16 protein-coding genes are annotated in these 26,673 nt (G+C 65.7%); 4 read left to right on the plus strand and 12 right to left on the minus strand.

Annotated features, from left to right (window positions below):
• Positions 1-40 precede the first annotated feature (40 nt).
• Complete coding sequence (locus tag QE438_RS05150; protein ID WP_306992032.1) at positions 41-763, minus strand: pirin family protein; 723 nt, start codon at positions 761-763, stop codon at positions 41-43.
• 121 nt (positions 764-884) lie between these two features.
• On the opposite strand from QE438_RS05150, the gene QE438_RS05155 reads away from it, so the two are divergent.
• Complete coding sequence (locus QE438_RS05155; RefSeq protein ID WP_306992030.1) at positions 885-1,787, plus strand: LysR family transcriptional regulator; 903 nt, start codon at positions 885-887, stop codon at positions 1,785-1,787.
• A 616-nt stretch (positions 1,788-2,403) separates the two neighbouring features.
• On the opposite strand, the gene QE438_RS05160 is transcribed toward QE438_RS05155, so the two are convergent.
• The 5 genes from QE438_RS05160 to QE438_RS05180 form a co-directional block, all read right to left on the minus strand.
• Positions 2,404-5,523: an efflux RND transporter permease subunit gene (locus QE438_RS05160; RefSeq protein WP_306992028.1), complete on the minus strand. Its 3,120-nt coding sequence runs from the start codon at positions 5,521-5,523 to the stop codon at positions 2,404-2,406.
• A 7-nt stretch (positions 5,524-5,530) separates the two neighbouring features.
• A complete protein-coding gene (locus tag QE438_RS05165) occupies positions 5,531-6,568 on the minus strand; it encodes an efflux RND transporter periplasmic adaptor subunit (RefSeq protein ID WP_309732551.1) in 1,038 nt (345 codons plus the stop codon).
• A gap of 561 nt (positions 6,569-7,129) precedes the next feature.
• Positions 7,130-9,634: a sulfite reductase flavoprotein subunit alpha gene (locus QE438_RS05170; RefSeq protein ID WP_306992024.1), complete on the minus strand. Its 2,505-nt coding sequence runs from the start codon at positions 9,632-9,634 to the stop codon at positions 7,130-7,132.
• A gap of 38 nt (positions 9,635-9,672) precedes the next feature.
• Positions 9,673-11,787 carry a TonB-dependent siderophore receptor gene (locus QE438_RS05175; RefSeq protein ID WP_306992022.1) on the minus strand — a complete coding sequence of 705 codons (2,115 nt, stop codon included), beginning with the start codon at positions 11,785-11,787 and terminating at the stop codon, positions 9,673-9,675.
• Between the two features lie 208 nt (positions 11,788-11,995).
• Positions 11,996-13,369: a chloride channel protein gene (locus tag QE438_RS05180; RefSeq protein WP_306992020.1), complete on the minus strand. Its 1,374-nt coding sequence runs from the start codon at positions 13,367-13,369 to the stop codon at positions 11,996-11,998.
• 108 nt (positions 13,370-13,477) lie between these two features.
• On the opposite strand from QE438_RS05180, the gene QE438_RS05185 reads away from it, so the two are divergent.
• Together QE438_RS05185 and pyrC are read left to right on the plus strand one after the other, a co-directional pair.
• Positions 13,478-13,891: an H-NS family nucleoid-associated regulatory protein gene (locus QE438_RS05185; protein WP_130522525.1), complete on the plus strand. Its 414-nt coding sequence runs from the start codon at positions 13,478-13,480 to the stop codon at positions 13,889-13,891.
• A 160-nt stretch (positions 13,892-14,051) separates the two neighbouring features.
• Positions 14,052-15,089, plus strand: a complete 1,038-nt coding sequence (gene pyrC, locus QE438_RS05190) for a dihydroorotase (RefSeq protein ID WP_306992017.1) — start codon at positions 14,052-14,054, stop codon at positions 15,087-15,089.
• A 301-nt stretch (positions 15,090-15,390) separates the two neighbouring features.
• On the opposite strand, the gene QE438_RS05195 is transcribed toward pyrC, so the two are convergent.
• Entirely contained in the window at positions 15,391-18,360 is a 2,970-nt protein-coding gene (locus tag QE438_RS05195) for a TrlF family AAA-like ATPase (protein WP_343228796.1), read from the minus strand.
• Positions 18,361-18,841: 481 nt separating this feature from the next.
• Here QE438_RS05195 and QE438_RS05200 point away from each other — a divergent pair, with 481 nt between their 5' ends.
• Positions 18,842-20,215 (plus strand): FRG domain-containing protein, encoded by a 1,374-nt coding sequence (locus QE438_RS05200; RefSeq protein WP_306992015.1) that lies wholly within the window; start codon positions 18,842-18,844, stop codon positions 20,213-20,215.
• Between the two features lie 122 nt (positions 20,216-20,337).
• On the opposite strand, the gene QE438_RS05205 is transcribed toward QE438_RS05200, so the two are convergent.
• The 5 genes from QE438_RS05205 to QE438_RS05225 form a co-directional block, all read right to left on the minus strand.
• On the minus strand, positions 20,338-20,463 hold the full coding sequence (locus QE438_RS05205; protein ID WP_306992013.1) for a hypothetical protein: 126 nt from the start codon (positions 20,461-20,463) through the stop codon (positions 20,338-20,340).
• A 1,400-nt stretch (positions 20,464-21,863) separates the two neighbouring features.
• Complete coding sequence (gene poxB, locus QE438_RS05210; RefSeq protein ID WP_306996127.1) at positions 21,864-23,576, minus strand: ubiquinone-dependent pyruvate dehydrogenase; 1,713 nt, start codon at positions 23,574-23,576, stop codon at positions 21,864-21,866.
• 269 nt (positions 23,577-23,845) lie between these two features.
• Complete coding sequence (locus tag QE438_RS05215; protein ID WP_306992011.1) at positions 23,846-25,168, minus strand: acetyl-CoA hydrolase/transferase C-terminal domain-containing protein; 1,323 nt, start codon at positions 25,166-25,168, stop codon at positions 23,846-23,848.
• Between the two features lie 36 nt (positions 25,169-25,204).
• Positions 25,205-25,732 carry a (R)-specific enoyl-CoA hydratase RipB/Ich gene (ripB, locus tag QE438_RS05220; protein ID WP_306992009.1) on the minus strand — a complete coding sequence of 176 codons (528 nt, stop codon included), beginning with the start codon at positions 25,730-25,732 and terminating at the stop codon, positions 25,205-25,207.
• An 11-nt stretch (positions 25,733-25,743) separates the two neighbouring features.
• Positions 25,744-26,610 carry an aldolase/citrate lyase family protein gene (locus QE438_RS05225; protein WP_306992007.1) on the minus strand — a complete coding sequence of 289 codons (867 nt, stop codon included), beginning with the start codon at positions 26,608-26,610 and terminating at the stop codon, positions 25,744-25,746.
• Between the last annotated feature and the right edge of the window lie 63 nt (positions 26,611-26,673).

Consider the following 26,673-nt stretch of genomic DNA (forward strand, 5'->3'; position numbering starts at 1 on the left):
GGGCACACGCGGCGGGCCGCAGCGTTCACGCCCTCGGGCTTCAGTGCAGGCCCGGCACTTCGTTGGGGCGCAGGTCGAACACCAGCACCTCGGCGCCGCGGCCATTGGCCAGGGTCAGCGTGCCGGCATCGCGCACGCGCACGCCGTCGCCTTCGTTCAAGGCCTGTCCGTCGAGCTCGATCGAGCCGCGGGCCACATGCACATAGGCGTGGCGGTCATCGCCCAGCGTCAGCGAGGCGCGTTCCTCGCCGTCGAACAGGCCGGCGTAGACGCGCGCATCCTGGCGGATCTCCAGCGAACCCTGCGCGCCATCGGGCGAGATGATCAGCCGCAGCTGGCCGCGCTTCTCGGCTTCCGGGAAGGACTTCTCCTGGTAGCGCGGCGGCGCGCCGGTCACGTTGGGCACGATCCAGATCTGCAGGAAGTGCACCTTCTCCCGGTCCGAGCCGTTGAACTCGCTGTGCGTCACGCCGGAGCCGGCGCTCATCAGCTGCACGTCGCCCGGGCGGATCACCGAGCCGCTGCCCATCGAGTCCTTGTGCGCCAGCGCGCCTTCCAGCACGTAGGAGAAGATCTCCATGTCGCGGTGCGGATGGGTGCCGAAGCCCTGGCCCGGGGCGACGTGATCGTCGTTGATCACGCGCAGGTCCGAGAAGCCGATGAACTGCGGGTTGTAGTAGTGGCCGAAGGAGAAGGTATGACGCGAGTTGAGCCAACCGTGGTTGGCGACGCCGCGCTTGTCGGCCCGGATGATGTCGTGCATGGGGTACTCCTGGCTGGGTGTTCGGGATGGGCGGCGGGGCCTGGCCTCACCGTGCGAGCATCCTACTGTCGCCTCGAGGTGTTATAAATCCGTCTCGGATGGAAATACTGTCAACCAAGAGATGACAATCAACGCCCTCGAAGACATGCGCGTATTCCAGGAGGTGGTGGACGCCGGCAGCTTCACTGCCGCGGCCGAGCGCGTGGGCACCTCCAAGCAGCTGGTCAGCCGGCGCATCGCCGCGCTGGAGGCGCGGCTGGGCGTGCGCCTGCTCAACCGCACCACGCGCCGGCTGAGTCCCACGCCGCTGGGCCTGGCCTATCTGGAGCATGCGCGCGAGATCGTGGCCGCGGTCGACCAGGCCGAGATGGCCATCTGCCAGCAGGGCGGGGCGCGTCCGCGCGGCACCTTGCGCGTCAGCGCGCCGATGTCCTTCGGCACCCTGCATCTGGGGCCGGTGCTGCCGGCCTTCCTCGCCGACTATCCCGGGGTCAGCGTAGAGCTGGACCTGAGCGATCGCGCGGTCGACCTGGTGGGCGAGGGCTTCGACGTGGCGCTGCGCATCGGCGCGGTGGCCGAGTCCACGTTGGTGGCCCGGCGCCTGGGCGCACTGCGCATGGTCACCTGCGCCAGTCCCGACTACCTGCAGCGCGCCGGCACGCCGCACCAGCCCACGCAGCTGCGCGAGCACGCCTGCCTGCTCTACGGCCACGGCCGCACCAGCCAATGGCACTACCTGCGCGAAGGCCGCGCCCTGGCGGTGGAGGTCTCCGGCCGCCTGCACGCCAACAACGGCGAAGTACTGGTGCAGGCCGCGCTCGCCGGCCACGGCCTGGTCCATCTGCCGGCCTTCCTGCTGGACGATTGCCTGGCCGATGGCCGCCTGGTCCCGGTGCTGGAGGCGTTCGAACCGGCCCCCATCGCGATGAACGCCCTCTACCCCCAGCACCGCCAGGCCTCGCTGCTGGTGCGCGCCTTCGTCGATTTCCTCGTCGAACGCTTCGCCCCTGCCCACGCCTCGTAAGCAGCATCCCGGTCCAATCGGCATGAGCTGATTCAATCGGCACGCACGTGCGGTAGGTTCGTCGGCACCAGAAGCTTCTGCCCCCTCCCTTTCGCCGCAGGCGAAGGGGAGGGCTGGGGAGGGGTGCTCTTCGCGAAGAGCCTCACCCCCTCCCAGCCTCCCCCTTGCGCGTTCCGCGCAAAGGGGAGGGGCAGCTCCCGAGGCCTGCACGTTTGCTGGCTAGCTGCCGGTGCTGAAACTCTTTGACGATGTGGTCGAGCGCTTCGCGCCAGCCCACGCACCGCAGTCCATTCGTCACCACATTCGACCGGTGGGTACACATCCGGCAGTACACGTCAGGCAGTAGGGACACCTGTGGCAGTAGGCAAACGTGCGGCAGCTGGCTAGGTGCTGGAAGCTTCTGCCCCCTCCCTTTCGCCGCAGGCGAAGGGGAGGGCTGGGGAGGGGTGCTCTTCGCGGGGAGCCAGACGCCTCGGGCTCCGGCGCTTTGCCGTGGCTGCGGGTATCCGTGTCCAAACCAGGCAGTACCGCGACCTGAGCCAAACCCCCTCCCGGCCTCCCCCTGCTGCGCAAGGGGAGGGGCAGACCCTGAGACCTCGATGCCAGTCCCGCGGGATCAGCCCTGAGCCTGCGCCTCTCCCACCTTCGGCTCGCGCCGCAGTCCGCGCACCAGCACGAAGAACAGCGGCACCAGCAGCACCGCCAGGACGGTGCCGGAGAGCATGCCGCCGATCACGCTGATGCCGATCTCGCGGCGGCTGGCCGCGCCGGCGCCGGTGGCGACGGCCAGCGGGATCACGCCGGCAACGAAGGCCAGCGAGGTCATCACGATCGGACGCAGGCGCAGGCGCGCGCCTTCCAGCGCAGCGGCCATCGGCGTGCGGCCGGCCTTCTGCTCGGCCTCGGCGAACTCCACGATCAGGATCGCGTTCTTGGCCGACAGGCCGATCGTGGTCAGCAGGCCCACCTGGAAATAGATGTCGTTGGTGAACCCGGCCAGCGTGGTCGCCACCACCGTGCCCAGCACGCCCAGCGGGATCACCATCAGCACCGCCGCCGGGATCGACCAGCTCTCGTAGAGCGCGGCCAGGCACAGGAAGATGAAGGCGATCGAGGCCGCGTACAGGTACAGCGTCTGGTTGCTCGACAGTCGTTCCTGGTAGGACAGCCCGCTCCACTGCAGGTCGAAGCCCGGCTGCTGGTCCACCAGCGCCTGCATCCGGTCCATCGCCTCGCCCGAGCTGCGGCCCTCGGCCGCGCTGCCCTGCAGCTGCAGCGCCGAGAGCCCGTTGAAGCGCTGCAGCAGCTGCGGGCCGCGCGTCCAGTGGCTGCTGGCGAAGCTGGAGAACGGCGCCATCTGGCCGTTGTCGCCGCGCACGTACCACTGGCCCAGGTCTTCCGGCACGGCGCGATAGGGCGCATCGCCCTGGATATAGACGCGCTTGACCCGGCCGCGGTCGATGAAGTCGTTGACGTAGGTGCCGCCCCAGGCCGCCGACAGGGTGGCGTTGATGTCCGACTGGGACAGGCCCAGCGCGCCGGCCTGGGCGTGGTCGATGTCCAACTGCAGCTGGGCCTTGTCGCCCAGGCCGTTCAGGCGCACCGAGGTCAGCGCCGGATCGTCGCCGGCCTGTTCCAGCACCGTGCGCTGCGCCTGGTCGAGGGCATCGCGCCCCTTGCCCTGCGCATCGCGCATCCACAGCTCGAAGCCGCTGGACTGGCCCAGGCCGCGCACGGCCGGCGGCGCGAGCACGTTGATCCGTGCATCCTCATGAGCGCGGAAATACTTGTTGGCCCGCTCGATGATCGCCGCGGCGGTGTTGTGGCGGTCGCGCTCGCCCCAGGGCGTCAGCGACAAAAAGCCCTGGCCCGCGTTCTGGCCGATGCCGGCGTTGTTGCGGCCCACCACCAGAAACACCGCCTCGACGTTGGCCTTTTCCTTGTCCAGGAAGTACTCGCTGATGCGATGGGCCAGCGCCTCGGTGGTGGCCATGGGCGTGCCTTCGGGCGTGGTGAACTGCACCGACAGCTGGCCCTGGTCCTCCACCGGCAGGAAGCTGGTCGGCATGCGCAGATAGAGCACGGCCATGACCACCACTACCACCGCGTACAGCGCCATCCAGCGCTTCGGACGGGTCAGCAGCACGCCCAGCCGGCGCTGGTAAGCGTGCTGGCTGCGCTCGACGCTGCGGTTGAACCACTGGAAGAACCGCCCCGGCCTGCGCTCTTTCTCCACCGGCTTGAGCAAGGTGGCGCACAGGGCCGGCGTCAGGGTCAGCGCGACCAGCGCCGACAGCGCCATGGCCGAGGCGATGGTGATCGAGAACTGCCGATAGATGATGCCGGTGGAGCCGCCGAACAGCGCCATCGGCAGGAACACCGCGCCCAGCACCACGGTGATGCCGACCAGCGCGCCGGTGATCTCGCCCATCGACTTCTCGGTGGCCTCCAGCGGTGGCAGATGTTCCTCGTGCATGATCCGCTCGACGTTCTCCACCACCACGATGGCATCGTCCACCAGCAGGCCGATGGCCAGCACCATGGCGAACAGCGTCAGCGTGTTGATGGTGAAGCCGGTCAGCGCCAGCACGCCGAAGGTGCCCAGCAGCACCACCGGCACGGTGATCGCCGGGATCAGGGTGGCGCGCGCGTTCTGCAGGAACAGGTACATCACCACGACCACCAGCACGATGGCTTCGATCAGCGTGTGCACCACGCCTTCCACCGACACGCGCACGAACGGCGTGTTGTCGCGCGGGTAGGCCACCTCCACGCCGGGCGGAAAGGTGGGCTTGAGCCGCTCGATCTCGGCGCGCACCGCATCGGCGGTCTCCAGCGCGTTGGCGCCGGAGGCCAGCGACACCGAGAAGCCCGAGCCGGGATAGCCGTTGAGGAAGCTGCTGTTCTGGTAGTTCTCCGCCCCGATCTCCACCCGCGCCACATCGCCCAGGCGCACGCTGGCGCCGCTGGGCAGGGTGGTCAGGATGATCTGGCGGAACTGCTCGGGCGTCTGCAGGCGCGACTGCGCCGTGACCGTGGCGTTGAGCGACTGCCCGTCGATGGCGGGCAGGGCGCCCAGCTCGCCGGCGGTGACCTGGGTGTTCTGCGCCTGGATCGCGGCGCGCACGTCGCTGGGCATCAGCCGGTAGGCGTTGAGCCGGTGCGGGTCCAGCCAGACGCGCATGGCGTACTGCGCGCCGAAGACGTTGATCTCGCCCACGCCGTTGATGCGGCTGATCGGATCCTGCAGCGTGCTGACCAGGAAGTCGGCCACGTCCACGCGCGTCATCTTGCGCGTGGTGTCGTACAGGGCGACCACCATCAGGCTGTCGCCTTGCGACTTGGACACCGTGATGCCCTGCTGCTGCACTTCCTGCGGCAGGCGGTTGATGGCCTGGTTGACCGCGTTCTGCACCTGGACCTGGGCGATGTCCGGATCGGCGCGCTGGTCGAAGGTCACGCTGATGCGCGACTGGCCCGAGGACGAGCTGGACGAGGAGAAGTACAGTAGATGATCGATGCCCTTGAGCTGCTGCTCGATCACCTGGGTGACGCTGTCCTCGACCGTCTTGGCCGAGGCGCCGGTGTAGTTGGCCGCGATGTTGACCTGCGGCGGGGCGATGTCCGGATACTGCTCGACCGGCAGGGTGGCGATGGCGATCGCACCCATCGCCATGATGCAGATGGCCAGCACCCACGCGAAGATGGGCCGGTGGATGAAGAAGCGCGGCAGCATCGGGCGCTCAGCCCTGTCCGGCGCTGGCGGCGGCCTGCTTGACGCTCACCTTGAGCCCATCGCGCAGATTCTGGCGGCCGCCGGTGACAATGCGGTCCCCAGGCTTGAGGCCCTCGGCCACCAGCCAGCGGTTGCCGACTGCGCGCACGGTGGTGAACTGACGCTGGTGGACCACGCCGTCCGCGCCGACCACCCAGGCCTGGGCCTCGCCGCGCGGGGTGCGATCCACCGCCGCCTGCGGCACCAGCAGCGCCTGCTGGCGCACGCCCTGGCCGACCAGCGCCCGCACATACATGCCCGGCAGCAGCGTGCCGTCCGGGTTGGGGAAGCGCGCGCGCAAGGTGATGCTGCCGGTGGCCTGGTCCACGTCGATGTCGGCGAACTCCAGCGTGCCCGGCACGGCGTAGTCGCTGCCGTCGGCCAGCTTCAGCCGCACCGGCGTGGCCGCCGGCTGCACGCCGCCGGCGGCGACCGCGCGGCGCAGCGCCAGGTAGTCGGTGCTGGACTGGTTGATGTCCACGTTCATCGGGTCCAGCTTCTGGATGCGCGCCAGCGGATCGGCCTGGCCGGAGGTCACCAGCGCGCCGGGCGTGAACAAGGCGCGGCCCACGCGCCCGGTGATCGGCGCGGTGACCGTGGCGAAGCGCAGCCGGGTGCGCGCGGTGTCCAGCGCCGCGCGGCTGGCTTCGGCGTTGGCCGCGGCCTGCTTGTAGGCGGCATCCGCATCGTCCACCTCCTGCTGGGCGATCAGCTGGCTCTTGCCCAGCACCTGGTAGCGCTGGGCCTGCAGCCTGGCGCTGGCCAGCGCCGCCTCGGCCGTGGCCAGGTTGGCGCGGGCCTCGTTGCTGGCGGCCTGGTAGAGCGTGGGTTCGATCTGGAACAGCGGCTGCCCGGCCTTGACCGTCTCGCCTTCGGTGAACAGCCGCTTGAGCAGCACGCCTTCCACCTGCGGGCGCACCTCGGATTCTTCCGAGGCCACCGTGCGGCCGGCCAGTTCGGTCTCCAGCGCCAGCGTCTCGGGCTGCAGCGTCAGCACCGAGACCATGGGGGCGGACTTCGACGCGGGCGCCGGTGGGGCGCTGCAGGCGGACAGGGCCAGCACGATGGCGAACAGCGGTGCGGCCCAATCGAACGGACGAGGGGACGGAACGGTCACAAGGATCGGGGAGGTCATGCGCGGCAGGGCGAGGTGGGAGAGGCGCGCGGGCTCCCTGCCCGATGCGCTTGGGCCATCCTACTAGAAGGCCCGGCCTTCGCCATGACCTGCCGGCAAGGCGATGCGCATTTCGGTCCGTCATGGTCTCGAGTCTTTGCCTGGCGGACGCTCGCTTCGGCGGCAAGGCGCGGCGCGCCAGGGAAGGCCGCCCGGGTGCAGGAAGGCCCCCAAAGTCGCGCGCCGGAATGCACGGGCTGATCCGGGTGTCGGAATGACGATTGCGTCAGCGCGGGACTGCAGTCGGATGCACAGCGCACCTGCACTTGCGAAACGGAGCCCTCCCACGCGACCGCTTGCAGCGACTTGCTGCCGCTGCGGGCTGCAAGGCCCAGCACCATCGCCGGCAGCCGGTGTCCTGACTCAGCCGGTCGCGGACAGCCGGTGTCGGACTCAGTACACGTCGCGGCGATAGCGGCCGGCGGCCAGCAGCCGGTCCAGGCCGTCCTCGCCCAGGATGCCGCGCAGGGCCTCGTCCACGCCGGCGGCCATGCCGTGCAGCGCGCCGCACACATACAGCGTGGCCCCGCGCGCAACCCAGGCCCGCACTTCCTCGGCCTGCGCGGCCAGCAGGTGCTGCACGTAGCGACGTTCGGCCTGATCGCGCGAGAACGCCAGGTCCACGCGCGCCAGGTGGTCGCTGCGCTGCCATGCGTCCAGCGCCTGTTCGAAGACATGGTCGTGGGCGCGGGTGCGTTCGCCGAACAGCAGCCAGTGGCCGTGCGAGCCGGCCGCCGCGGCCTCGTGCAGCAGGCTGCGCAGGCCGGCGATGCCGGTGCCGTTGCCGATCAGCAGCATGGGCCCGTCGACGCGGTGGAAGCCGGGGTTGCGGCGCACGCGCGCCTGCACCGCGGCGCCTTCCGGCGCGTGCACGCACAGCCAGCCCGAGCCCGACCCATGGCGGCCATCCGGCCGCGTGGCCAGGCGCACGACCAGCTCGGCGGCGCCGTCGGAAGGGATCGATGCCAGCGAGTACTCGCGATGCGGCAGCGGCGGCAGGCCGTCGATCCACGCCTGCGCGTCGTGCACCGGGGCCATCGGCAGGTCCAGCTGCGGCAGGTCGTGCGTGGCGGCGGCGCTCGCCAGCGCCTGCGTCCGGCCATCGACCGTCACCGGCGTGGCGGCGTCCAGGCCGACATGCGCCAGCACGGCCGCGACGTGGTCGGTGCCGTGCCGCGGCGCGATCTCCAGGATGTCGCCGGCCTGCCAGGACGCGTCGGCCGGGGGCTGCAGGCGCACGTGCCACATCGCCGCCGCGGCGCTGCCGGGATTGAGCCGCGTGCGGCCCAGCAGGCGCCAGGCCTGGAACGGCACGTCTTCCACCAGGGGCGCATCGGCGGCCACGCCGGTGAGCTCGGCGAGCTGTCGCTGCCAGTGTTCCAGCGCCTGGCTGTCGTTGCGGTCCACCTCCACGCTGGGGAACAGCGCCCGCGCGCCCTGCGCATGCAGCCAGTGTTCGACCCGGCGCGAGAAGCCGCAGAAGCGCGCGTACTGGCGATCGCCCAACGCCAGCACCGCATAGCCCAGCTCGGGCAGGGCGTGGACGCGGTCGAGCATGCGCCGCTCGAACGGGCGTGCGGTGTCCGGCGCTTCGCCGTCGCCGAAGGTGCTGATCACGAACAGCGCCCGCCGGGTCCGGGCCAGGCGCGCGGCGTCCAGGCGCGCGATCGGTTCGACCTGCACCGGAAGCCCGGCCGCCTGCAGCTGGCCGGCAGCGCGCCAGGCGAGCTGTTCGGCGAAGCCGCTCTGGCTGGCGAAGGACACCAGCCACGGCTCGCCATCGGCCTGCAGCAAGGGCAGCCGCGATGCGCGCGCGGCGCGCTTCCTGCGGCGCCGATCCAGGTACAGCATCCAGCCGGTGACGAAGAACAGGCTCATGCACAGGGCCGAGACCATCACGATGATCCGCCCCGGCAAGCCGAAGAAGCTGCCCGAATGCAGCGCGAACACGCTGGTCAGCACCTTGCGGCCCGCCGGCAGCGCGGCGTAGGGGCTGCGCTCCAGTACCGCGCCGGTGGCCGGGTCGAGCTGGTAGGTGTCGTAGGCGCGGTCGTGCGCGGCACCCTCCAGCCTGACCCGTGCGGTCAGGGGGCGATCGCCCTTGGGCGCGAAGCGCAGGTCGAGGTAGCCCCCCGCGCGCAGGGCGGGGACCGCCGCGTCGAGGCTGGCCTGCACCCGGGCCAGGTCGAGCCGGCCGAAGCCGGCCGCGCCGCGCGCGTCCTCGCGTTCGGCACCGCCCAGCAGCCTGCTGACCCCATCGCGGTACCAGTCGTAGGACCACCACAGCCCGGTCAACGCAATCAGCAAGTACACCACCAGCACCCAGGTGCCGATCACCGAATGCAGGCTCCACAGGAAGCTGCGGCCGCTGCGTTTCCACTCCACCGCCAGCCAGGTGCGCGGACTGCGCCACTGCCGGGGCCAGCGCAGGTACAGGCCGGACAGGCAGAAGAACAGCAGCATGAGCACGCAGGCGCCGGTGATCGCCTTGCCGGTCTCGCCGGCCGCCAGCCGCCGATGCAGGTCCTCGGCGAAGTCGAAGAACCGCGCGCCGCGCGGCGCGTCGATCACCTGCCCGGTGTAGGGGTCGAAGTACAGCGACGTGCCGCCACGCCCATCGAAGCGCACCTCGGACGGATGCGTGCCGGTGGTGTCCACGCGCAGGCGCTGGATCGGCCCGCGCCGGCCCTGCGACAGGCGCTCGACCAGCGTGGTCAGGGGCAGCGCCTGTTCGCCGGCGGCATGATGGCGCGCGACCTGGGCCAGCGGCGGGTTCATCGCGCGCAGCAGCTCGTCCTGGAAGGACAGGCTGGCGCCGGTGAGCCCCATCAGGGCCAGCACCGTGCCGGCGGTGATGCCCAAAAACCAGTGGGTCTGGAACAGGAGCTTCTTGAGCACGTGGGGATTCCTGCGCGCCGATCGCCGAAAGGGGAGAGTTAGAAGCGCAGGCCGAGATTGAACATCGCGGTGCGGTCGTCGCCCATCGCCACGGCCGCGGCCAGGCCGCCGCTGTAGTAATGGGTGTCGAAGATGTTCTTCAGGCTGAAGGCCGCGTGCCAGTGCGGCGCGTCATAGGCCACGCCCGCATCGGCGACCACGTAGCCGGGCAACGTGTAGCTGTAGGCGAAGCGGTCGCTTTCCCCGCGCATGCCACCGTTGACAGACCAGCGCGACCACGCGCCGGGCAGTTGGTAGCGCGCGAATGCCGTGGCGCTGTGCCGGGGCACGTTGTTGAGGCGGTTGCCGACCGTCGATACCGCCTGGCCGCCGTCGTCGGTGATCACCGCGTCGGTGTAGGCGTAGCCGGCGTTGAGGCTCAGGCCATGGCCCAGATCCGCGGCGATGCCGAGTTCGGCGCCCCGCGTGCGCTGCTCGCCGATGGCGATGCTGAAACCGTCGTTGAGCGGATCGCCCTGCAGCACGTGCTGCCGACGCAGGTCGAACAGCGCCGTGGTCAGCGTCGCGCGGCCCTGCGCCAGGTCGATCTTCAGGCCCGCTTCCCATTGCCGGCCTTGCTCGGGCTCGAACCCGCGTCCGTCCACGTCGGTGCCGGTGTTGGGATAGAACGAGGTGGAGTAGCTCAGGTAGGGCCGCACGGCGGGCGTGAGGTCGTACATCACCGCCAGCGCGCCGGTAGTGGCGTCGGCCGGATCGCGTTCGACGCGGCCATTGGCGCGGTTGGTGGTCCGGGTGGTGGTGAAATCCCGGCGCAGGCCGGCACTGACCAGCCAGCGCTCGCCCAGGTGCAGCTGATCGCGCGCATACAGGCCCAGCATCTCGACCCGCGTGCGGGTGTTGGTGCGGGGCGTGGCAGGGCAGCGGATCGGGCTGCCGTAGACCGGCGCGTACACGTTCAGCGCGGCGACGGTGCAGGTATAGGACAGCACATCCTCGCGCGTATCCAGGTAATCCACGCCGAAGGTCAGGTCGTGGCGCAATGCGCCGGTGGCGACCTGCTTCCACGCATGCGTATCCACCGACAGGGTATGGCCATCGTAGGCCTGGTCCTGCGCGCCGCGGCGCAGGGTGCGCTGGTCGGCGTTCATCGCCGTATTGCTGACCAACTGCCCGGTGACCTCGAAGTCCTGCACGCGCAGATTCTGGTTGAGCGTCCAGCCATTGCCGAAGCGGTGGCTGAAGGCGTAGCCGATGCGCGACTTGCGCGCGCGGTAGGGGTCCTGTCCCGGCTCGCCGGTGAAGATGTCGCGCGCGATCGGCCCATTGCGGCTAGGCAGGATCGACCCCACCAGCGGCAGGCCCTGCTGGCGCAGGTATTGGCGCGTCTGGTAGCTGGCCAGCAGGGTCAGGTCGGTGTCCGGGCCCAGATCCAGCGACAGCGCCGGCGCGATGTGGCGTGCCCGGAACCAGACATGGTCGGTAGCGTCGTCGCTGTTCATGGCCAGGCCGTTGAGGCGCAGCGCGGCCCCGCCGTCGGCCGACAGCGGCGTGTTGAGATCGAACGTGCCCTGCACCAAGCCGTGGCTGCCGATCGTGGTGTCGATATGGTCGAAACGCTCGGCCTGCGGACGCTTGCTGACCATGTTCACCAGTCCGCCCGGCAGCACCAGCCCGTACATCAGCGAGGCCGGGCCCTTGAGCACCTCGACCTGTTCGTAGCCGAACAGCTGCTCGGCCACGCGACTGGACGCGGCGGTGCGCAAGCCATCGACGAACAGCGAATCGGAGGCGACCTGACCGCGGATGATCAGGTCGTCCCAGCCGCGTCGGCCGAAGGTGTTGCTGACCACGCCGGGGACGTTGTGCAAGGCGTCGGCCAGGCTCTGCGCCTGCTGCGCATCGAGCAGGTCGCGCGTGACCACGCTGACCGATTGCGGCGACGCGCCGGGCGCCAATCCCGATTTGCCGACCTGAGCAGGCCAGCGACTACGGAAGCCGCTCGTCGCCGTGCCGGTGACGCGCACGGTATCCAGTTCCCTGGCTTGGGGCGCGGCGTCGGCCGCGGTGGTCTCGTCGCCGGGCTGGGCATGCAGGGCGAACGGCGCGCAGCTCAACAGGCACGCGCACAGGGAAGCGGAGCGGGGCAGAAGCATCGAGGGGATTCTTGAGAACGCGAATTGTTCTCAACAATGATAGGCGGCCCGCGGTACTGCTGCAATGCAGCGACATCTCGTCGCGGCCCGCCTGACAGGCCACGTGTAGATCTCCTGGAGAAAAGACCCGCTGCGCAACGCGCTGGAAGGCGTCGTCGCCCGAGGCCTCAGCGCGAGTGCAGGCAGCCGCGTGAGGAACGACGATCGCTCAGGTATGCGCCGGGCGCGGCCCGTCCGCATCGTCGTCGTCGTGCTCGTCCTTCGCCGCGGGCGCGGGTTCGGGCATCGCGGCCAGCAGGCGATCGGCCAGCGCCTTGTAGACCGGCTTGCGGCAGACCAGCGCCGAGGCGCCGCGGGCGAGCAGGGCGGTGGCCAGGATCGGCAGCATCATGTCGCTGTTGTCGGTCAGCTCCAGGCAGATGATCGACGAGGTCAGCGGCGCCTGGGTCACGCCGGTCAGGTAGGCGCACATCCCCAGCAGCACCATCGAGGACGGGTCCACGCCCGGCAGCAGCAGCGCCAGGTTGTGGCCAATCCCCGCGCCCACGGCCAGCGCCGGCGAGAACAGGCCGCCCGGGATGCCCGCCACGTAGGACACCAGATTGGCGGCGAACTTCATCAGCCCGAACTCGTGCCCGACCACCGCATGGTCCTGCACCAGGCTGCGCGCCTGCTCGTAGCCGGTGCCGAACGCGCCGGCGCCGAAGACGATGCCCAGCAGCGCCAGCACCAGGCCGCAGCCGCCGGCGAACAGCACCGGATTGGCCGCGCGCATCCGGCCCAGCCAGCGCGGCCGGCCGTCCATCGCCGCCAGGATCATGCGGCTGAAGACCCCGCCCAGCAGCCCGGCGACCGCACCGCACAGCAGCACCGCCAGCCAGCCCAGCCCCAGCGGCAGCGCGGCCTGCACCGTGCCGAAATAGGTGTAGGCGCCCAGCAGCCCCAGCGAGACCACGCCGCCGACGATCACCGCCGTCAGCAGCGTGCCGGAGAAGGTGTGCTCGAAGCGGCCCGATAGCTCCTCGATCGCGAACACCACGCCGGCCAGCGGCGTGTTGAACGCCGCCGCGATGCCGGCCGCGCCACCGGCCAGCAGGAAATGCGTGGCATCGCGCGGGTCCTTGAAGCCCAGCGCCCGCCCGATCACATACATCAGGCTGGCCCCCACGTGCACCGTCGGCCCCTCGCGGCCGACCGAGGCCCCGCCGAACAGCGCCAGCACGGTCAGCGCCAGCTTGCCGGCCGAGACCCCCAGCGACAGGTTGCGCCTGCGGAACTCGCGATCGGGCAGCTGCAGCGCGGCGATCACCTGCGGGATGCCCGAGCCGCGGGTCGGCTTGAGCGCCCCGTTGGTGAGCCAGGCCAGCGCGGCGAACACCGTCGGCGTCAGCAGCAGCGCCCACCACACCGAGTGGTGGATGACCCGCGAGAACAGCCCGAAGGCCGCATCGGCCGCGCGGGCGAAGATCAGGGCCACCACCGCCACCGCGACTGCACCGCCCCACAAGGCCACGCGCCGCATCCAGCGTTCCCGCGACCACAGCGGCGCCAGCGCGCCGCCCGCTTTGAATGGCTCGAACATGTGACCCAGTGTCGCATGCGGCGGCGCGACAGCCCAAGGCTTGCACGCGCGGACAGGCATAATGCGCAGCCGGCAAGCCCTGCCTTTGATCCCTTTCGACACGAACCCATGACCGAAAAGAACACGCTGAACCTGGACGCCATCGCCCAAGCCAAGGCCAAGCTGGCCGAAGAACTGCGCAAGCTCGAGGCGCAGGAAGTCGAGCTGCGCCAGCAGGAGGCCACGGACGCGTTTTCCAACGTGATCAAGCTGCTGCAGACCTACGGCAGCCATTTCAACGCCAAGCAGAAGGCCGAGATCGCCGCCCTGACCGGCGCCAGCGAGCCGCGCGCCAGGAAGTCCGCCGGCTCCAGCACCCGCGGCACCACCGTGGCGCCCAAGTACTGGCTGCCGCATACCGGCGAGACCTGGACCGGCCGCGGCCGCACGCCCAAGGCCTTCGCCGCCTGGGAAGGCACCGCCGCCTACAACGAGTGGAAGGCGCGCCACCCGAAGGACAAGTTCCCGGCCTATCCGGGCTGAACCGCCCCGGCGGACGCCGCCATCGCTGCAACCCGACGCCCGCGCCCGCCGCGGGCGTCGCGTTTTGGGCGGTGGCGAGGGCAGGGCCGGGGCAGGGCAGTGCGGAGGGCGTGCGCTACCATGCCGCGCCCCGCAATCCGACCTTGAAGACGAACGCGCCATGACCGCCACGCGCCTTGAACTGATCCGCCCCGACGACTGGCACCTGCACCTGCGCGACGGGCAGGCCCTGGCCTCGGTGGTGGGGCATACCGCGCAGCGCTTCGCGCGCGCCATCGTCATGCCCAACCTCAAGCCGCCGGTGGCCACCGTGGCCCAGGCCGAAAGCTATCGCGAGCGCATCCTGGCCTGCCTGCCGGCCGGGTCCGGCTTCCAGCCGCTGATGACCCTGTACCTGACCGAGGACACCGCGCCGGAGGAGATCGCCCGGGCCAAGGCCAGCGAGCACGTGTTCGCGGTCAAGTACTACCCGGCCGGCGCGACCACCAACTCGCAGTCCGGCGTGCGCGACCTGGCCCGCGTGAACGCGGTGCTGGAGGCGATGGAGAAGCACGAGCTGCCGCTGCTGCTGCACGGCGAGGTGACCGACCCGGCCGTGGACATCTTCGACCGCGAACGCGTGTTCATCGAGCGCCACCTGCTGCCGCTGCAGGCCCGCTTCCCCGGCCTGCGCATGGTGCTCGAGCACATCACCACCAAGGACGCGGTGGACTTCGTCACCGGCGCCCCGGCCAACGTCGGCGCCACCATCACCGCCCACCACCTGCTGCTCAACCGCAACGCCCTGTTCGAAGGCGGCATCCGCCCGCATAACTACTGCGCCCCCATCCTCAAGCGCGAGACCCACCGCCAGGCCCTGCTGCAGGCCGCCACCAGCGGCAGCCCGCACTTCTTCCTCGGCACCGACAGCGCCCCGCACCCCCGCGGCGCCAAGGAAACCGCCTGCGGCTGCGCCGGTCTCTACACCGCCCACGCCGCCATCGAGCTGTACGCCGAAGCCTTCGACCAGGCCGGCAAGCTGGACCAGCTGGAAGCCTTCGCCAGCTTCCACGGCCCGGATTTCTACCGGCTGCCGCGCAATCAGGAGCGGATCGTGCTGGAGCGGAAGGCCTGGACGGTGCCAGAGACCTATCCGCTGGCCGATTCGGTGGTGGTGCCGATGCGGGCGGGGGAGGGGATCGAGTGGTCGCTGGCTTAGTGATAGTTGGCTCGTTGATCTTCAGTAAGCAGAAATGTTTTGCAGAGTGACAGGCACTCCCAGCTCCCTTGCACGCTTTGGAAAATCAATTCAGCGATTAAGGATGTTTATCGGGAGTAGGTTAGGGCGGCTTCCGACCCAAAGCGGCCCCTGCGCGCAAGCAAATTTCTGCCGGAGGATCTCAAAGATGCTGTCCCCTATGCAGTCTTTAGCCCCGTCAAGAGACTCAAAGAGGGGGGTGTCTGGTTCACCACGCTTTCAGTTCCTTATGAGATTGGATGCCCAATCTGGCCTGGCTGAGTCAGCGCTCCAGCCGCACCCTCAATCGGCGAGCGCGCTCCTTGAATGCGGACTCGCCTCCTTCTAGAATGTCGCAAACCGCCTTCCGGATGGAAGCCGACTCAAGCCCGCCGGACTGGTAGGAAATCTTGGGAAGACCGCCTAAGCCATCGTGGGTGGAATCCGCGATAATAACTTGGTCGGCGTCCGTGTTGATCACGAGGTTCGCATTATGAGTCACCATGATGACCTGCCGGTTGGACTTGGCGAGCACGAACAGAGAGACAAGCTCGTCGAATACGGATTTTGGATCTAAGTTCTCCTCTGGCTGGTCGATTATTAGGGGCCTATCGTCGGCTTCGTCCAATGCCAGATACAGCAAGAGAAGCACGATTCCGCGTGTTCCCGGAGAGAGCTTTCGGATGTCCACCCCGTCGTAGGTAATCTCGTAGCGAACGTGCAGATGGTCTGTGCTGAACAGCCATCGCGCAAACCGCTTCGACCAGGCGCGGAATTCTTCCTGCTGGTCTTGTCCAAACGGTGCGTGCGACAGGAGGTCTTTCAAATGGTTGGCCATGAACGCCGTCATCGCGGCTCGAATGTCGGCGGCCGTTCCAGTCTCCCACACGTTCAGGAATGCGTTCCGAGCTACATCAGTGAATGCGCCAACGCCGTAGAAGGGGCCAGACTTGCGGCGGTCCAGTAAGTTCTCCTCGGCATCGAGTGCCCATGTTTCCACGTCAGCAATGCGTCGCACCGAGAGCCCCAGCTTTCCCAGTGTTCCCGACGAAGAGGCAAGCTTGGTCAACAGCGGGGCATACATCTGTGCCAGAGCCGATTGTTCGTCAATGATGGCTTGGAAAGCGCGCTCGTAAGCCGCCTCTCGGTCTGCCTGTAGGCTCCGCCGGCGGTTGGGAGCATCCTGAGCATCGGCAAGCCTTTGCTCTAGCGCGGTGAGGGCCGTCTGTTCCTTGTTGATTCGTTCGGTCAATGCGGTGAACTGTTTCTGCGTGAGCTGGTCGGCGCTGAAGAATGCAGCGAGCCTGGCCATCTCTGCTTCGATCACGGCCAAGGGGAGGGTGGACAGGTCAGCATCGGCCGCAATGTAGGCCACGGCTGGGTCCGTGGGCGGTGGCGAAACTCCCTTGAGTTTGGCGATCTCTGCATCCGCCCAAGCGACGTAGCCCTGTAGATCTTGGTCAACGCTTCCCTTGTGGATCAGCAGGAATGCATCCCACTGAGCGTCGTCCATGCCGCTGGCCAAGTGGCGGGACCGCAGCTGACGTAACATTTCTGGAGCGCCGGATTTTCGAGTTGCGTCTACCTCGCCCTGTAGCGCTAAGAATGCTCTTCGTTGGTTGCTGAAGTTTTGGACCTTCATCCGTAGTGTTTGGGCCAGGGTGCTAAGGGTGCTATGCCGATCAACCTGCTCTTGCGTGCCCTTCAGTGTCAGCTTGCCTCGGTCAACTGTGTAGTCAGCAATAACTTTGCGCTTCTGCTGGACGCTCGTGCTAAGCATCGAGAGCGAAGCCTCTTTTTCAAGCTCCACGCCGATTGTGTCTGAAAGCTGGGCGATCGCCAGTTCCTCGCGTTGCCGAGCCTGCTTGAGGTGGAGGGTGCGCTGATCTCGCAGTTCGTTAAAGTCATTGGCGAAATCTGTCTGACTGGGCTCATGGGAATGGAAAACGACACGTTCGATCTCGCGGACCAGCCCATCTGAAGCGCCCGCAGCCGAGCAAAGTTCTTCAACGAATTGCTGAGACAGATAGCGCGCCTTGGCGAATGTCACGTCGCTCTCAAAATCGTGATGCGAGAGTGCACGGGTTTCTTTCGCCCCGCCTCCCCAAGTCAGGGTCGCTTTGGCCTCGCCAAGTAGGGTCCTTGCACGCACCAGGAATGAGGCGCTGGCGTTCTCGTTGGCATCCCACCCGGTCACAGGGATCGCATCGCATCCTGCTGCGATGATGTCGGCCAAGGCAGTCTTGCCCGAGCCGCGCGCACCGATGATCGCTACCAAGCCATTGTTCAACGGGATTTCGGGGGTCTGAAAGCAGTTCGTACTCTGAATGCTAACGTGGGAGATGATGTGGGATGGCATGGCGGAGCGGGGAGATTCCTCGCCGACGTATGCCCGGCCCTCTGGGTTGATACAGGCTTGGCGCAGGGCATCAAATTCTGTGGCCCCTTTAATCCAGGAGTAGCGGTTCCCTGTGGGCTGACCAACGGCATTGAGGGCGTGCGCGTCGCTCCCGTGGAGGCAAGGCTTGCAGGCACCATAGGTGGCGATGATGTCGTCTTTGCTGAGGGCTTTCTGGCCTAGCCAGAACTCACGCTGGGCGGGGCTACTTGAGAAGATGAGGTGAGCAAATTTCTCGATCTCACGTCGGATGGTTGCGTCGGACGCCTGATTGAGTCCACTGGTGCCGTCGCCCGATGCACCGGCCACCGCGATCAAGACGTTCTCCTTGGCCCAGTCGCTGTCCTTGTAGGCCTGCTTGAGTCTATCGAAGCTCACCTTGAACTGAGTTACGCCATGGCGCAGGGCAGCGGTGTCGTCGACAATGGATGCATCGGCACATTTCCCAAGACGAATTAAGTCATCTCGGTTGCAATGGAAGCGATCCCCGTAGGCAGCGAAATCCAGTCGCCCCATGAAACGCTTGATTTCTTCTAGGTGGTTGGCCGAAGTGGGATTGACCAACAAGTGCGCGTTGACGAACCCGGTCTTAGCCGCCACGTCCAGACGCACTTCGATGTTAGGAAAGACGAGACCGATGCCTTGCAAGCGGCCTTGCGAGCGGTGGGACAGCACGGATTCGTAGCTGTCTAGAAGATAGTAATCCGTCACGCCCAGCGCTTCGATCGCCGGGCTGGCTTCTTCAAGACGTTTTAGGTAGTCGTCCCACGCGTTTGGGCCAAACTGGTCGTTCAACACTGTGCCGGGTGCATGCACGTGAGGCTCCCAGCGCCTCCATTCAGAACCGCGTTCCATGTATAGCTTCCCTTTGCCGCAGGCTGCGGAATCCCCGATGGTATAGCCTCTCCCTTAGTCGCCTCATTTTCAACTGGGTCACGACCGGCCGCGGCTTTCCGATTAGCGCGTTGTTAGGCTTACTCCCGACGCTGGGCTATGGGGGGAACCCTGGCTTCGCTGCCCCGACTTTGGGAACTCGTCCTCGATTGACGGGTTCAGCCCCGTTTTGATGGCCACCTTCGAGAAGGCCAATCCAAGCCACGAGGAATGGTGCTTGGTCTTACGCGAATGGCTGCTTATGGCCGGGAGCGGACATCAGCGGAGCAGGTTATTAGGAACTGCTATCGGGGGTCAGGTGGTGACGCCCCCCACACGTGAACGCGTGAATTTGCCCGCGCGTCGAACTTGGACCGCAATGACCGGGGGCCGGATTCACAACGTAAACTCTTAACGGACCTGGGGCTGCCGAGCCCCTAGACTTGCAAGGAAGAAGCGATCGATGGATAAGTGGCGCTGCGACACAATCGAAGATCTCGACGTGGCCATAGGTCGGTATGGGCCTGGCATTCTTTATAGAGGACAAACCCAGCATTACGCTGGTGCAGACGGCCAGCCGTCGTTGTCGACCTCGTTCCAGCGGCACGGCTGCGTGCCCGACTTGATGATCAAGTGGACCTATTACGCGAAAAGGGCTCTTCAGCATCTAGTGCGCGGCTGGAAGGAAACCGACGATGCGGCCACGAACCAGGCGATCCTGCAGCACTATGGTTTTCGCTCATTCTTCCTTGATGCTTCCGGCAATCCGCGTGTAGCCGCTTGGTTTGCAAGCAATCGATTCGAGTCAAAGAATGTGATAAACATGGTTGAAGACTGTTTCGAAGACCCTGTTTGGCTTCGCACACTCAATGCTCGGTTTGTACCCGCGGAGGAGGTAGGTCACCTCTACCTGATAAGCCAAAAGGCGCTCAGGCAACGAGGAATCCAGGCAGTTCACCTCCTAGAAATAGCCACGAGTGAGGGAACTCCGCGATACGTTCGCCAGGACGCTTACATGGTTGGCCCCTTAGTTCAGAGTGGCCTGCATGGTGATTGCCTAGTTGCACATATAACCGCGCCGTCCGAGGTATTGCGTGACTTTGCAGGCGACTGCAGCGCGGAGTGGTTGTTCCCTGAACCATCGGATGATCCTGTGTATGCCGAACTGCTCGCGATGCCATGGGAGAAGATGCGGCATCTTCCGGATGGTGGCATAGAAGCATTTCGGCGATCACTAGAGCTCCCGGAGTACTCGTACCATCTGCAGAAGCACATGCCACCTCGGAGTGCGATGTATCGCCCGTTCTGGACAAGAGACCTTCCGCCTCCTTCAGATTGTCAGGCCGCACCCCAGATGCAGATGGCGCAAGTCCTCTGTGGCAGCGCCCTGTATCACGGAGTCAGCGCACCCTGCTTCGTCCTTCCGGAGTTGAACAAGCTTCTTAACATCTACGACGAGATATCTATCGAGCTCGATGCCCTGGTTTACCACGGAATGGGAACCCGATATGGGAAGGGCGTCGGGATGGTTAAAATGCCTGGAGAAATTGTCTGCGTTTTTGAGTATGGAGTTGACCATCCCGGATTGCGCATCATGGAAGTCAGGCGCTTTTACGGGATGCACTATCGGATCGACACCGAGGGGAGCTGGCAGCGTATTTTGCATGAGGAGGATTGTGCATGTGGCTCCGATCACGCAGATAATTTCAGACTTCTTGGTAGAGTGGATGTTGCATTGAAGGATGGCTGGATCGAATGCGTCGCGCCCGGCCTCTACCTACAGAAAGATGTTGATCCAACCTCTGATCCCAAAGCTACGTGGGGCGAACCCTACTAACAAGTTCGCGAGTAGCTCTCAGGAACTGTCATCGCTGAGGCAGAGGGCGCAAGACGCGGACCTGCTATGGGTGTAAAAAAGAAGGGGGCCTTTCGGCCCCCGTCCTCTGGTGTCGCCAACTGTCAGAAGATGCTGATGGCGGTGAACACCGTCAGCAGCAGTCCGACAGGCAGACAGAGCTTCACCGCGAACTTGCGGTTAAAACCCTGGCGGCTTTGCCAGCTGGCTGACACGTTCAGTTGAACCATATAGGCCTCCTTGATCGTGCTCCCCGGGCCCTTGGACGCGCCATAGAGGATTAGCCAGTTGGTGAGATTTTGTCTTTAGACGGAGACAGGGCCCCACCAACCACGCGCCGTATCGCCAGTTTCCCACAGATGAATGAGAAATCGAAGTGGCCGGTTATCGCGCGGAAGCCCGCACATGCGTGCAGAGGTGAGCAGCTATCGCGATGCGACGGGGAGGATGATCCACGGCAAAGGAGTGGCTTTTCTCAGGCAGCGAAGGCTCTCGAAACAATGAGCCAGTGACACGAACTAGGGACAGATTCGCGGCGATTCTGTTCCTAATTGTTGTCACTGCGCGGTCCCGAGCATTCCAGAATTTCCTTAAAAATTAAGAAGGGGCGCGATCTAGGGACAAAGGACATCAATTAGGAACGCTGACAGCAGAATCCTTCTAACCTTCCGCCGCAGCCAGAGCAATTACATAATATACATTATGCGAAGTCATGGGCCCAGTGGGCATGGCACCTGTTCACGACCCGGGCGCGTTCCAAGCGCAAATGTCGCGGGCCCCACCTCTCTGCAAGGATCGCCGCATGAAGACCGTCGCCCCGTGCTGACGCATCGGTGCGCCGTGTCCGGACGCATGCGCGGAACGCAGGATGGATCATCTGACCCGCAACCACGTCGCACAACCGTCGAGGCGCAGCCCTACACCCGCTCACTTGCAGGCGTCACGCACGGACCTATCCATAGCGGATGCTCCCGCAAAGGTCAGCCGGTGACCAATCTGACGGCGGGCCGAATCAGCAGCATTGCGTGCCGCTTGGCAAACATAACCCCGGTTTTCACCACTCACAGGACGGGATGATCGAGTCACCGCGGAGCCCCCGCCCCCGCCGACCACCGCGCCGGAATACCGAGGCGCGTTGTTGGCGCGCACCTGGGCCCGCGCTCGGTCAATGCTGTACTCGGACGCCGATGCGCTCATCTGGTCATCTGGCGACCTACTGCCGTAGCGAGCCCCTGGCGCCACATCCCAGCGCTTCTCAGCGTTCGCGCATGGCGACGATTGATACACAACACCGCCGGCCGCGTCCCTGCACTTCCACACGGATTGTGCATGCGCTGGAGCGGCAAGCGCCAACAAGGCAGCGCAGACCAACGCGATTCGATCCATAAATCCCCCTGTCCAAGGGTTGAGCGTAACGGGCCGCAGGCCCCTGTGCAAAGGCAACGTCAGGCCTGCGCCGTCTCCTGCGCCCCATGCCCACAGGTCGAGCGTACTTGGATCTCCCCGTCGGTCTTCTGCGGCGGCGCGACACCGGTATTCTCGGACCGGACAGCCACATCATCTGCATAAGCACCGTTCGCACTTCCTTTGGGATCGTCCAGCTCGCTGCAGTCCTCGCGAACAGGTCGGATCAGCGCAGCATGTTGGCCTTCGCAAGCTCTATCACCTCGTCGCCCTTTCCGTTCAGTACGGCCTTGAGCATGTAGAGCGTGAATCCCTTCGCCATCTGACCCGTCACCTTGGGTGGCATCGCAAGCTCCATCCGCTCCACGACCGCATCGATCACCACCGGACCCTTGTGGGCGAATGCCTCGGTCAGGCCTTGTTCCAGCTCCGCCGGGTCCTCGATTCTGATGCCCTTGATCCCTGCCGCTTCGGCCATGGCGGCGAAGTTCGGGTTCTCGAAGCTGGTGCCGAAGTCGATGAAGCCCGAGGTCTTCTGCTCGAGCTCGATAAAGCCCAGAGATCCGTTGTTGAACACCACGACCTTCACCGGCAGGCCGAGCTGCTTCAGCGACAGCAGATCGCCCATCAGCATGGTGAAGCCGCCGTCGCCTGAAAGGGAAACCACCTGCCTGCCCGGGCAGGTAGCCTGGATCCCGATGGCATGGGGCATTGCGTTGGCCATTGATCCATGCCAGAACGAACCGACCAGCCTGCGCCCCTTCTTCATCTGGAGATGGCGAGCACTCCAGACCGTCGGCAGCCCCACATCCGCGGTGAAAGCGGCATCACTATCGGCCAGTTCGCTGATCAGGCGCATGACATGCTGAGGATGCAGCCGTCCGCCGGGCTGTCCTGTTGCCAGTTCGTCAAATTCCTTCCGTGCCTTCGCGTAGTGGGCCAGGGATGCTTTCAGATGGCGGTCATCTCTTTTTGGGGAGAGCTTGGGAAGCAGTGCCCGCAACGTATGTTTCACCTCGCCCACCAGGCCGATGTCCACCGCGGTCCGCCGCCCGATCGCCTCTGCGCGAAGATCCACCTGCGCGACCTTGGCTCTCTGGGGATAGAACTGCCGATAGGGGAAGTCCGTGCCCAGCATGAGGAGCGTGTCGCAGGCGCCCATCGCGTAGTAACCCGAGGAGTAGCCGATCAGTCCGGTCATTCCCACGTCGTAGGCGTTGTTCCACTCGATATGCTCCTTTCCACGCAGCGTGTGAACCACCGGCGCGAGCAGTGCGTCAGCGAGCGCGATCACCTCCTCGTGCGCTCCCTCGACACCGCTTCCGCACAGGAGCGTGATCCGCTCGGACGTGTTGAGCAGCCGCGCCAGGCGGTCGATCGCGTCTTCCGGGGGCATCACGATGGGTGTGGGAAGTGGACCTGCGACCATTCGCCGCAGCGGCGCCGCCGACTCCTTGAGCGCGACATCGCCCGGGATCACGACAACGCATACACATCGCTCCGCGATTGACCTGCGGATTGCGGTCTCGATGACACGAGGCATCTGTGCCGGCGTCGACACCAGCTCGCAGTAGCTGGAGCACTCCTTGAAAAGATGCTCCGGATGCGTTTCCTGGAAGTAGCTCGAGCCGATCTCAGCGGACGGAATGTGCGCGGCAATGGCCACAACGGGAAGCCGCGAGCGATGCGCGTCGTAAAGCCCGTTGATCAGGTGCAGGTTTCCAGGCCCGCAACTTCCGGCGCAGACAGCGACCTCACCGGTCACGTGCGCCTCGCCGGCGGCGGCGAACGCGGCGACCTCTTCGTGCCTGACGTGCAACCACTCGATGGCATGCCTGCGCCTTATCGAATCGGTGATCCCGTTGAGACTATCCCCGACGATGCCATAGATGCGCTTGACGCCGGCATCTTCAAGAGCTTGGACAAGTTGATCTGCCACGGTAGGCATTGCTCTTTTCCTCAAGAATGAAAGGTTGCGAACTCACTGGCAGGTCACGCCCCGCGCGTACCTGTCTGGTTGCTCCCAAGGGCGCGCCACATAAGAGCGGTTGCGGTCATGTCCTGGCCCCAAGCCATACCCACCCGGCGGTAAAGCATCCGGGCTACGGCGCAGCGGCGCGATCGTGGAATGCTCGCGTTGATCTGCGTGAGCGGATCAGGGCCAACATGCTGTTCTTCTGACTCGCCAACGCTTTGCCTTGCCACGCCTCAAATCAGATGCTGGCGCTTGGCCGAAGCCACGAGTTCGTCCCTGAACCTGGGGTGGGCCAGCCCCACCAGTGCGCGAACGCGCTCGCTCGAGGACAGCCCCTTGAGATTGGCGGTTCCGAACTCGGTGACCACGTAATGGGTATCCACGCGCGGTGTCGTCACCGGGCCATCCAGATGCGGAACGATCTTGGATATATTCCCGCCAGCCGCGGTCGACTTGGTCGCGATGATCGAGAGTCCTCCCTTCGAGGCGTAGGCCCCTCGCACGAAATCGAGCTGTCCACCGCTTGCGCTGTACTGGTGGCCGAGCATGTGCTCGCTGTTGCATGCGCCTGTCAGATCGATTTGGATGGTGGCGTTGATCGAGACGAAGCGGTCGATGCTCGCGATCACGCCAGGATCGTTCACATAGTCAACCGGCCAGCTTTCCACCGAAGGGTTTTCGGTCAGGTAGTCGTACATCGCCTTCTGCCCCATGGCGAAGGTAAAGACCGACTTGCCGCGATTGATTGCCTTTGCGCGGTTTGTCACCACCCCTGCCCTCACGAGGTCAACCAGGCCGGGGCACAGCGCCTCGGTGTGGATACCAAGGTCCTTGCGGTCTACCAGCTGCGCGCATACGAGGTTGGGCAATGCTCCGACGCCCATCTGGAGACAGGCACGATCGGGCACCAGATCGGCGATCAGACGACCGATCTGCTCATCTTCGATGCTCGACGCCCGGGTCGGAAGCTCCAGTAGCGGAACGTGGTTCTCCACGATCGCTTCGACTTCGGAGACGTGGAGCTCTGCCCCGGCGCCATGCACGCGCGGCATGTTCTCGTTCACTTCCACGATCAGCCGCTTTGCCGAGCGGGCGACCTTGGTCGAGTAATCGTTGCTCGTACCGAAGCTCATGTATCCGTGCCGGTCCATCGGCGACACGGTCGTGACGAAGGTGTCGATCCCGATCTCGTCCGAGAGCAGCCGCGGTGCCTGGTGGAAGGTGGTCGGAACGTAGTTCAGTACCTTCCGGTCTCCGTCCGCGACGCCCTTCTTGATGAGCGCCCGATCGGCTGAAGTCACGAACATGCTATACGGGAGTATCCGGTCGACCAGGTCGTATCGGAAGATGGAGTCGCCCGCAGTCGACATGCCCTCGTAGTAGTACACGCGCAGGCCCTCGATCTGGCCCCGTTCTGCCCGGCGCGCGAGTGCGGCAAGGAGTGCGGGAGGCTCCGCGACGGCCATCCCCATCGACATCCTGCTGCCGGAGGGAATCATGCTCACTGCCGCTTCCGGCGTCGTCAGCTTGGACTTGTACAGATCCAGAACGTTCATTGCGATACCTCGGGTCTTTTTGCAGCAAGCACGGGACTAGTAGTTCGAAGCCTCTTCAGGCGAGTGACCTCGACGATAGACAAGCATGGTCCGCTCGAAGCTCATGACCTCCTTGCCGTCCTGGTTCACGCCGCGCGTGGAAACAGTCACGATGCCCTGGGTTGGTCGGCTCTTGCTCTCCCGCTTGTGGAGAATGGTACTTTCGGCATAGAGCGTGTCGCCGGCGAAGACAGGATGACTCGCTTTGACCTTGTCCCAACCGAGGTTCGCCACCACCTTCGCCGACACGGTCCTCACGCTCATTCCGGTGAGAAGCGCCAGCGTGAAGGTCGAGTCCACCAGAAGCTTCTTCCACTCCGTCTTCTCGGCATAGGCCTGATCGAAGTGCACTTGCTGACTGTTGAGCGTCAGCAAAGTGAAGTAGACGTTGTCGACATCGAGCACCGTTCGACCTGGACGATGCTCGAAGACGTCGCCAGGATTGAAGTCTTCCCAGTACAGACCGGATGTCTCGCGGTAACGCCTTGCGCCGACGGCTTTGTAGGCGGGCAGGATGCTGTCCATCTTCTTCTCCATTACGAGTCGTTCTGAGTGGATTGGGTCTGCGAGATCGCTTCCGGATCGGCTCTCGACAGGATTCTTCTTGCTCGGCGCGCCACCGCCTCATCGACCATCTTTCCCTGCACAAGACCGACACCCCGCGCGTTGGTGTCTAGCACTGCCTGCGCCCATAAGACCTCCTGTTGTCCGGGAGTCCAGGTGGCATTGATCGGGGCGACCTGGGAGGGATGTATCGCGGCCTTTCCGACGAAGCCCATCGCGGAGACACTTGCCAGCTCCGTGGCCAGCGCCTGGTCGTTGTCCACCGCAAAGAAGGGCGAATCGATCGCAGCGATGCCTGCGGCCGCGCATGCGCACACGATGCGGGATCGTGCATAGGACATTGCGTGGGTGCTGGTATCGCCACCCAGGTCCGCGGCCATGTCCGCAGCGCCAAGCATGACCCCGAAGAGACGCTCCGACGAGCCGCAGATCGCGTCTATGTCGATCAGTCCCTTCGCGCTTTCCACAAGCGCAAGGACCTGCGCCCTGTGGCCCGCGGCGGTGAGCAGCCTGTCCAGAATCACGACGTGGCCTGCGCTTTCGACCTTGGGCAGTACGATGTAGTCCAGCTCGAGCGACGGAGCCAGCTTGAGCAATGACTGCAGGTCGGCCAGGCCGTGCACGGTGTCGAGACCGTTGATGCGCAGCGCCCTGCCGATTCTGTGATGGCCAGGCGTACTGAGGAACTCCAACGTCGCCCGCCGCGCGGCTGCTTTCCCGTCGGGCGATACGGCATCTTCAAGATCGAGCAGCATCACGTCGGCGCCCACCTCGCGTGCCTTGTGGAATCGTGTCGGTGTGGAACCGGGAGTAAAGAGCCAGGAGCGCGTGCGGATCATGGAATCAGAGCTCGATGGAGGTGACGCGATCGATTATTCGCCTGGACCAAGCCTGCTCCAACA

The sequence above is a fragment of the Pseudoxanthomonas sp. SORGH_AS_0997 genome, assembly GCF_031453535.1.
GTDB lineage: Bacteria > Pseudomonadota > Gammaproteobacteria > Xanthomonadales > Xanthomonadaceae > Pseudoxanthomonas_A > Pseudoxanthomonas_A winnipegensis.

Excerpts from the sequence above, each read along its gene's own strand:
- QE438_RS05150 (WP_306992032.1), bottom strand. The coding sequence starts at position 763 with ATGCACGACATCATCCGGGCCGACAAGCGCGGCGTCGCCAACCACGGT.
- QE438_RS05155 (WP_306992030.1), top strand. The coding sequence starts at position 885 with ATGACAATCAACGCCCTCGAAGACATGCGCGTATTCCAGGAGGTGGTG.
- QE438_RS05160 (WP_306992028.1), bottom strand. The coding sequence starts at position 5,523 with ATGCTGCCGCGCTTCTTCATCCACCGGCCCATCTTCGCGTGGGTGCTG.
- QE438_RS05165 (WP_309732551.1), bottom strand. The coding sequence starts at position 6,568 with ATGGTCTCGGTGCTGACGCTGCAGCCCGAGACGCTGGCGCTGGAGACC.
- QE438_RS05175 (WP_306992022.1), bottom strand. The coding sequence starts at position 11,787 with ATGCTTCTGCCCCGCTCCGCTTCCCTGTGCGCGTGCCTGTTGAGCTGC.
- QE438_RS05180 (WP_306992020.1), bottom strand. The coding sequence starts at position 13,369 with ATGTTCGAGCCATTCAAAGCGGGCGGCGCGCTGGCGCCGCTGTGGTCG.
- QE438_RS05185 (WP_130522525.1), top strand. The coding sequence starts at position 13,478 with ATGACCGAAAAGAACACGCTGAACCTGGACGCCATCGCCCAAGCCAAG.
- pyrC (WP_306992017.1), top strand. The coding sequence starts at position 14,052 with ATGACCGCCACGCGCCTTGAACTGATCCGCCCCGACGACTGGCACCTG.
- QE438_RS05195 (WP_343228796.1), bottom strand. The coding sequence starts at position 18,360 with ATGGAACGCGGTTCTGAATGGAGGCGCTGGGAGCCTCACGTGCATGCA.
- QE438_RS05200 (WP_306992015.1), top strand. The coding sequence starts at position 18,842 with ATGGATAAGTGGCGCTGCGACACAATCGAAGATCTCGACGTGGCCATA.
- QE438_RS05205 (WP_306992013.1), bottom strand. The coding sequence starts at position 20,463 with ATGGTTCAACTGAACGTGTCAGCCAGCTGGCAAAGCCGCCAGGGTTTT.
- QE438_RS05215 (WP_306992011.1), bottom strand. The coding sequence starts at position 25,168 with ATGAACGTTCTGGATCTGTACAAGTCCAAGCTGACGACGCCGGAAGCG.
- ripB (WP_306992009.1), bottom strand. The coding sequence starts at position 25,732 with ATGGACAGCATCCTGCCCGCCTACAAAGCCGTCGGCGCAAGGCGTTAC.
- QE438_RS05225 (WP_306992007.1), bottom strand. The coding sequence starts at position 26,610 with ATGATCCGCACGCGCTCCTGGCTCTTTACTCCCGGTTCCACACCGACA.